We start from the raw sequence: 6,377 nt of genomic DNA on the forward strand, positions 1-6,377 counted from the left end.
ACCCCTCCTGATACAAGCAAGTCCCCACCCCCACTTATTGCTCTACGCAATAGAAGTGTGGGACTTACTTGATAGTGTTAAATTGTACAACTATAACAAATAGTATTAGCATTGCACTTCTGTCACCATCAGCACTTAGGCAGCGTATTTTGCTGACTTAGTACTGTTACAAGTGACGGGTAGCGAAAGCGTACCTGCGTTAGTATTTGTATTTTCCTAAACCTCTGCCTGCTCTAACTCCCTCTGTTTCCAGCTCATAAATCCATACATATCATTCATAAAGAATATGCTGAAATTCACAACAACAGGAATATATGCCGGGTCTTTAAGTGATGCGAGCACCCACAATATTATCAAAACAACATCGTTCGCAGCATACCATACTGCATAATACGATGACCTGAGCATCGTAAGTGATGCTGCAAGAAAACTTGTGATTATCGAAATCGTACTAAAAATAATATTAGGTGTATTAAAACATTTAAGAATATAATAAAAAACTGCTGTAACGATTATTCCACTTATACAAAGCACCACTATATGTTTTTTATTTAAAGACTGTATCTGCACTTCATTTCCATTACTTTCTGACGGATTTTTAATCCATGTTATCGTGGACCACACAGCCATTGGAAGCGTCATTCCGAGATATGTCATCATCTCTCCCCAATAACGAAAACGGAATGATATTATCCCGTAAAGAATACTGAACAGTATCATAAGCACCTGTCCCCACACATTTCCTTTTGCAGCAAAAATAAGTGATGTTACGCCTGTAAGTGCCGCAACAAGCGTGAGCAAGTCAAAATCTTTGGTCGCAAGATTTGATATTATAACTATTGTTATTGAGCCAATCCAGATGAACCATTCTCTCTTTGTCAATGTTTTTATAGGATTATTCATTATTATCTCCATTTCTTAAAATCTGTTTATTTTACGAAATTACTACAAATACTGCATACATCTAATAAATCGATACAGTACACCAGCATAATCCACACTAAATAGAATACTATTTTATTTAGATTATACTATATAACAGCAGAACCTAACACCTTTCCATGGATCTAATATCGGTATAATTCTTTTCTCAAAAACCATTTTTATTGCAAACCTCCCAATGTCAAGCGGATATTCGCAATCCGCTCTGCTACTTGCTCATAACCATTAGCTGCTATCGCAACATATCAGAATAGGCTTGTATCCCTACTGATACAAACAAGTCCCCCAATCACTTATTGCTCTACACAATAGAAGTGGTAATCTTCCTTGATAGTATTAAAAAACAAACAATTCTTAAATAGAATAACAGCAACTATATATTTTTTCAATCACAAATATAATATAAGGCTCAAAAGCAGATAGCAATATAGAAAATTGCGGCATCAGTTGGTGACAAAATACCTTCTGACCACAACAGAATAAATATCACACAAAAAGAAATATCCCGGATAGACCATATTTTAATAGCCACATACGGGATATTTCTTTTTACACTTCCAAAATTTTTAATTTATCTCCAAACATTTCCATAGGAAATGAGGATTAATATAATTTTAATAATAACAAAAGCTTAGTTTACCTGCTTCTCAAAGCATACTGTTTCATATGGTCGTAAAACTATCTCCGCCCTATCGTTATCTGTTTTTATATCCTGATAGTTTCCGATAAGCTTACGATATTCAAGCCATTCCTGCTGCATTTTTATAACAACATTCCCATCAGTAAGATTATTTAAGACCACAAGTTCGTCATTCTCATACTCTCTCTTATACGCAAGTACATCCTTATTTGCTTTCTCGATAAATTCTATACTTCCCTTTGAGATAATATCTTTCTCTTTCCTAAGACCTATCAGTCTCTTATAAAATGCATATACTGAATCTTGACTGCCAATCTCATTTTCAACATTTATGACCTGATAATTTGCTGCCACATTTATCCAAGGTTCACCCTCTGAAAATCCTGCATTTTTCTCTGCCGACCACTGCATAGGTGTTCTTGAATTATCCCTTGATTTAGCCTCAAGTATCTTTAACGCCTCATCTTTACTCTTGCCCTGTTCAAGCAGTATCTTATAATAATTGAGACTTTCCACATCACGATATTCTGAAATATCATCATAATGTGCGTTTGTCATTCCGATTTCCTCACCCTGATATATATAAGGAGTTCCTCTCATCAGATGAATTGATGCGGCGAGCATTTTTGCTGATTTATCAAGATATTCTTTGTCATCACCAAACCTTGATACGATTCGTGGCTGGTCGTGATTGCACCAGAATAACGCATTCCATCCGCCCTCTCTCTGCATACCCTCCTGCCATTTTTCAAACAGTTCTTTTAATGCCATACGGTCAGGCTGCATCAATGACCATTTATCTCCATCTTTATAATCAACTTTGAGATGATGGAAATTAAAGCACATTGACAGTTCCTTTTCATCTGGATTAGAATAGCGGATGCAGTTTTCTAAAGATGTCGATGACATCTCTCCCACTGTTATCATATCCTCTATTCCCGTATCCGCCACGAGTTCTTTCAGATATTCATGCACATGAGGTCCGTCTGTATAAAAGCGTCTGCCGTCACCTATCGTATCATCCTCAAATATGGCAGGCTTTGATATAACATTTATAACATCAAACCTGAAGCCTTTTACACCTTTATTTTTCCAGAAAAGAACCACCTTTTTGAGTTCTTCCCTCACTTCTTTATTGTCCCAGTTTAAATCCGCCTGACTTACATCATATAAATGAAGATACCATTTTTTCAATGCAGGGACATACTCCCATGCCGTACCGCCAAATTTAGACTGCCAGTTTGTCGGCAGTTTATCAGGCGTGCCGTCCTTAAATATATAATAATCCTGATATTTTTTTTCACCTGCCATAGCTCGCTTAAACCACTCATGCTCTGTTGATGTATGATTTAGCACCATGTCAAGCATCAGACCTATCCCGCGTGCATTGCACTGTTCAATAAGCTCATCCATATCTTCCATAGTACCAAACTTTGGATTTATATTATAATAGTCCGCAACATCATATCCGTTGTCATTCATAGGCGATGTAAATACCGGCGTTATCCAAAGATAATCAATCCCAAGCTCTTTAAGATAATCAAGTTTTTCAATAACCCCCTTAATGTCACCATGTCCATCACCGTCAGAATCATTAAATGATTTAGGGTAAACCTGATATACCACTTTATCTCCGAAATTATTCTTCATATTGACCTCCATTTCTGCTCTGATTTAAAACCTCGCAACTTCTGTCTTTCCAGCTTTTGCATGTATTCCTGTATTAAATTTAATATCCTTAGCATCACCCGGCTCTACTATCACACATACCGTAACATCAGGATGACCTGCCGCTTTTATCTTTTCCCTGTCAAATCTTATAAGCGGTGTTCCTGCCTTTACCCTCTGATTCAATGAGACAAGATACTCAAATCCATCACCTTTCATATCAACCGTATCAATTCCGATATGTAATAATACTTCCATCTTATTGTCCAGTTCAAGACCACATGCATGCTTTGAATCATCCATCATAACGGTAACTTTTGCATCTGCCGGTGCATATAAAACATCATTTTCAGGCTGGATTGCAAATCCTTCACCCATAATACCCTCGGAGAATACTCCGTCATTTACTTCTTTTAAATCAATTACATTTCCTGTCAGAAATGCCTTTAAAACATTTTCATTATTCTCTGAACTATCTGCCCTGCTGCCTGTTTCATTACTTTTATCAACCGCTTTTGTGTCTGCTGCCATACTGTCACTATACTCACCCGGACATTTATACGCTGTACCTTTTACCTGTGACACATCATCCTGTCCCTGTGTTCCCTCAATATCTTTCAATGTAAGCTTTTTCTTTCCCACAATTAATGTAAGTGTCATTGAAACTGCTATCGCTATCAGCATACAGATTGCAAAACTACCCATATATTTTGGCTGGATTGAAAGTATTCCCGGAATACCTCCTACTCCGATAGCGTTGGCAGTAGTGCTTGTTGCAACGCAGACGATTGCTGAAACTGCTGAACCTATCATTCCACAAACAAACGGAAATCCGTATTTAAGGTTTACACCAAAAATTGCCGGTTCTGTAACTCCGAGATAACATGAAATGCTTGCAGGAACATTGACTTCCTGAGCTGCCGCATTTTTCTTCTGGAGAATTATCATTGCAAGAACAGCAGAACCCTGAGCAATATTGGATAATGCTATCATCGGCCACAGCATCGTTCCGCCATAATCGGCAATAAGCTGAAGGTCTATCGCATTTGACATATGATGAAGTCCGGTGATTACAAGCGGTGCATATACAAAGCCAAAAACCGCTCCAAATAATACCTTGAACGAACCTGTTATTCCAGCATAAACAACTGATGAAATCGCAGAACCTATCTTCCATCCTATCGGACCTACCACAAAATGTGCCGCCATTACTGCAAGTATCAGACTGCAGAACGGTACAACTATCATTGATATTACCTGTGGTGTTATCTTTCTAAAGAACTTTTCCAGATATACAAGTACAAACGCTGCAAGAATTGCCGGTAATACCTGTGCCTGATATCCTATCATGTTTACTTTGACAAAACCAAAATCCCACTTTGGAATATCCGCAGCCGCCGTTGTACCTACCGAATATGCATTTAACAACTGTCCTGAGACAAGTGTAAGACCGAGTACGATACCAAGCATCTGTGTAGTCCCCATCTTTTTAGTAACAGACCAGCATATGCCAACAGGCAGCATATGAAATACCGCTTCACCGATGAGCCACAAAAAGCTGTCAATGCCTGACCAGAACTGACTTATATCACATAAAGTCTTTGTTCCATTCTCAAAAAGATATATGCTGTCAATACAGTTACGAAATCCAAGGATAAGACCACCCGTTATGATTGCCGGTATAAGTGGTGCAAAAATCTCAGCAAGTGCTGCAACTATCCTCTGTAACAGATTTTGGTTTTTCTTTGCCGCCTGTTTTACGGCATCCTTAGAAACGCCCTCAATGCCTGCCACTTCTATAAAATCATTATAAAAATCAGCTACGGCATTTCCTATGATAACCTGAAACTGTCCCGACTGAGTAAAACTTCCCTTAACCACCTTCATGGCTTCAATAGCTTCTATATCAGCCTTTGCCGGATCAGATAAGACAAATCTCATTCTCGTGATACAATGTGATACTGCTGCAATATTTTCTCTTCCTCCTACGAGCCGCAGCAGCTCTTTGGAATCCTCCGTATATTTACCCATCTTTCATCCCTCCATAAAATTTTGAAGTTGTTTAAACATGTTGTTTATATATTATATATCACACTTGTTTAAACATGTCAACAGTTTTTTGTGAATTTGTTTAAACAACTTTTTAGAAACTCTATTGAACAATTTCTTTTGCGGCTATATAATGTGATGCGGGGGCAAAAGCAGATAGCAGTGTATGTTTACATACAAATTGCTGTCCGCTGGCTTGCCCTGCCAGACACCGACAATAACAATAGGACTAAAAGAATAAATATTTGCAGAAAGGGGACATTCTAATGCCAAAAAGCATTTACGAAGATATATATAAAGATCTCAAACAGAAAATAGAAAACAATACATTTAGTTATCAGGAGCTTCTGCCGTCTGAAAACAGTCTTATCCAGACTTACGGCTGTTCAAGAAACACTCTGCGTCGTGCAGTAGGTCTTCTGGTAAACGACGGTTATGTACAGACAATGCAGGGAAAAGGTGTAAGAAATATTTATCAGCCCTCTGAGCAGACTGCTTTTACGATAGGAGAAATAGAAACCTTCAAGGAATCATCTGCCAGAAATGGTCAGAATGCCTATACCCATGTAGCCTTATTTACGGAATTATGCATAAATAAAAAACAGGCTGAGATAACAGGATTTGCCGAAAATACGATAGTCTATTACATACAGAGAATACATTATCTTGACGACAAGCCGCTTATCGTCAATCACAACTATTTTCTAAAAGAAGCTGTACCGGGACTTACAAAAGAAATTGCTGGTGAATCGATTTATGAATATCTTGAAAAAGAACTACATATGACCATTGTAAATAGTAAAAGGATAATGACTGTTGAAAAGGTGACTGAGATTGATGAAAAATATTTACAATTAAATACTAATGACTATAACTGTGTGGCTGTAGTAAGCAGCCAGACCTACAATAGTGACGGTGTAATGTTTGAATACACACAGTCACGCCACAGACCTGATTATTTTCGTTTTTATGATAACGCTGTGAGAAAATAGTTTTTACAGAATAATATAACTTAATGGACTGTCGCACGAAGCACTATTCATACAATATGTAGATAATAAATCTGTTATTAACATCT

Annotated in this window: 4 protein-coding genes; 1 reads left to right on the forward strand and 3 read right to left on the reverse strand. The window is 37.6% G+C overall.

Going from position 1 to position 6,377, the window contains the following annotated elements:
• Positions 1–216: 216 nt before the first annotated feature.
• The 3 genes from pnuC to treP form a co-directional block, all read right to left on the reverse strand.
• On the reverse strand, positions 217–903 hold the full coding sequence (gene pnuC / locus KQI69_RS08045; RefSeq protein WP_216564862.1) for a nicotinamide riboside transporter PnuC: 687 nt from the start codon (positions 901–903) through the stop codon (positions 217–219).
• A 670-nt stretch (positions 904–1,573) separates the two neighbouring features.
• Positions 1,574–3,232: an alpha,alpha-phosphotrehalase gene (treC, locus tag KQI69_RS08050; RefSeq protein ID WP_216564863.1), complete on the reverse strand. Its 1,659-nt coding sequence runs from the start codon at positions 3,230–3,232 to the stop codon at positions 1,574–1,576.
• A 24-nt stretch (positions 3,233–3,256) separates the two neighbouring features.
• Positions 3,257–5,281: a PTS system trehalose-specific EIIBC component gene (gene treP / locus KQI69_RS08055; protein ID WP_216564864.1), complete on the reverse strand. Its 2,025-nt coding sequence runs from the start codon at positions 5,279–5,281 to the stop codon at positions 3,257–3,259.
• A gap of 284 nt (positions 5,282–5,565) precedes the next feature.
• On the opposite strand from treP, the gene KQI69_RS08060 reads away from it, so the two are divergent.
• A complete protein-coding gene (locus tag KQI69_RS08060; protein ID WP_216564865.1) occupies positions 5,566–6,291 on the forward strand; it encodes a UTRA domain-containing protein in 726 nt (241 codons plus the stop codon).
• Positions 6,292–6,377 lie beyond the last annotated feature (86 nt).

Source organism: Eubacterium sp. MSJ-13, from assembly GCF_018918235.1.
GTDB lineage: Bacteria > Bacillota > Clostridia > Lachnospirales > Lachnospiraceae > Butyribacter.

Bases quoted from the DNA above. Each gene is read 5' to 3' on its own strand.
- treP (WP_216564864.1), bottom strand. From the start codon at position 5,281: ATGGGTAAATATACGGAGGATTCCAAAGAGCTGCTGCGGCTCGTAGGA.
- pnuC (WP_216564862.1), bottom strand. From the start codon at position 903: ATGAATAATCCTATAAAAACATTGACAAAGAGAGAATGGTTCATCTGG.
- KQI69_RS08060 (WP_216564865.1), top strand. From the start codon at position 5,566: ATGCCAAAAAGCATTTACGAAGATATATATAAAGATCTCAAACAGAAA.
- treC (WP_216564863.1), bottom strand. From the start codon at position 3,232: ATGAAGAATAATTTCGGAGATAAAGTGGTATATCAGGTTTACCCTAAA.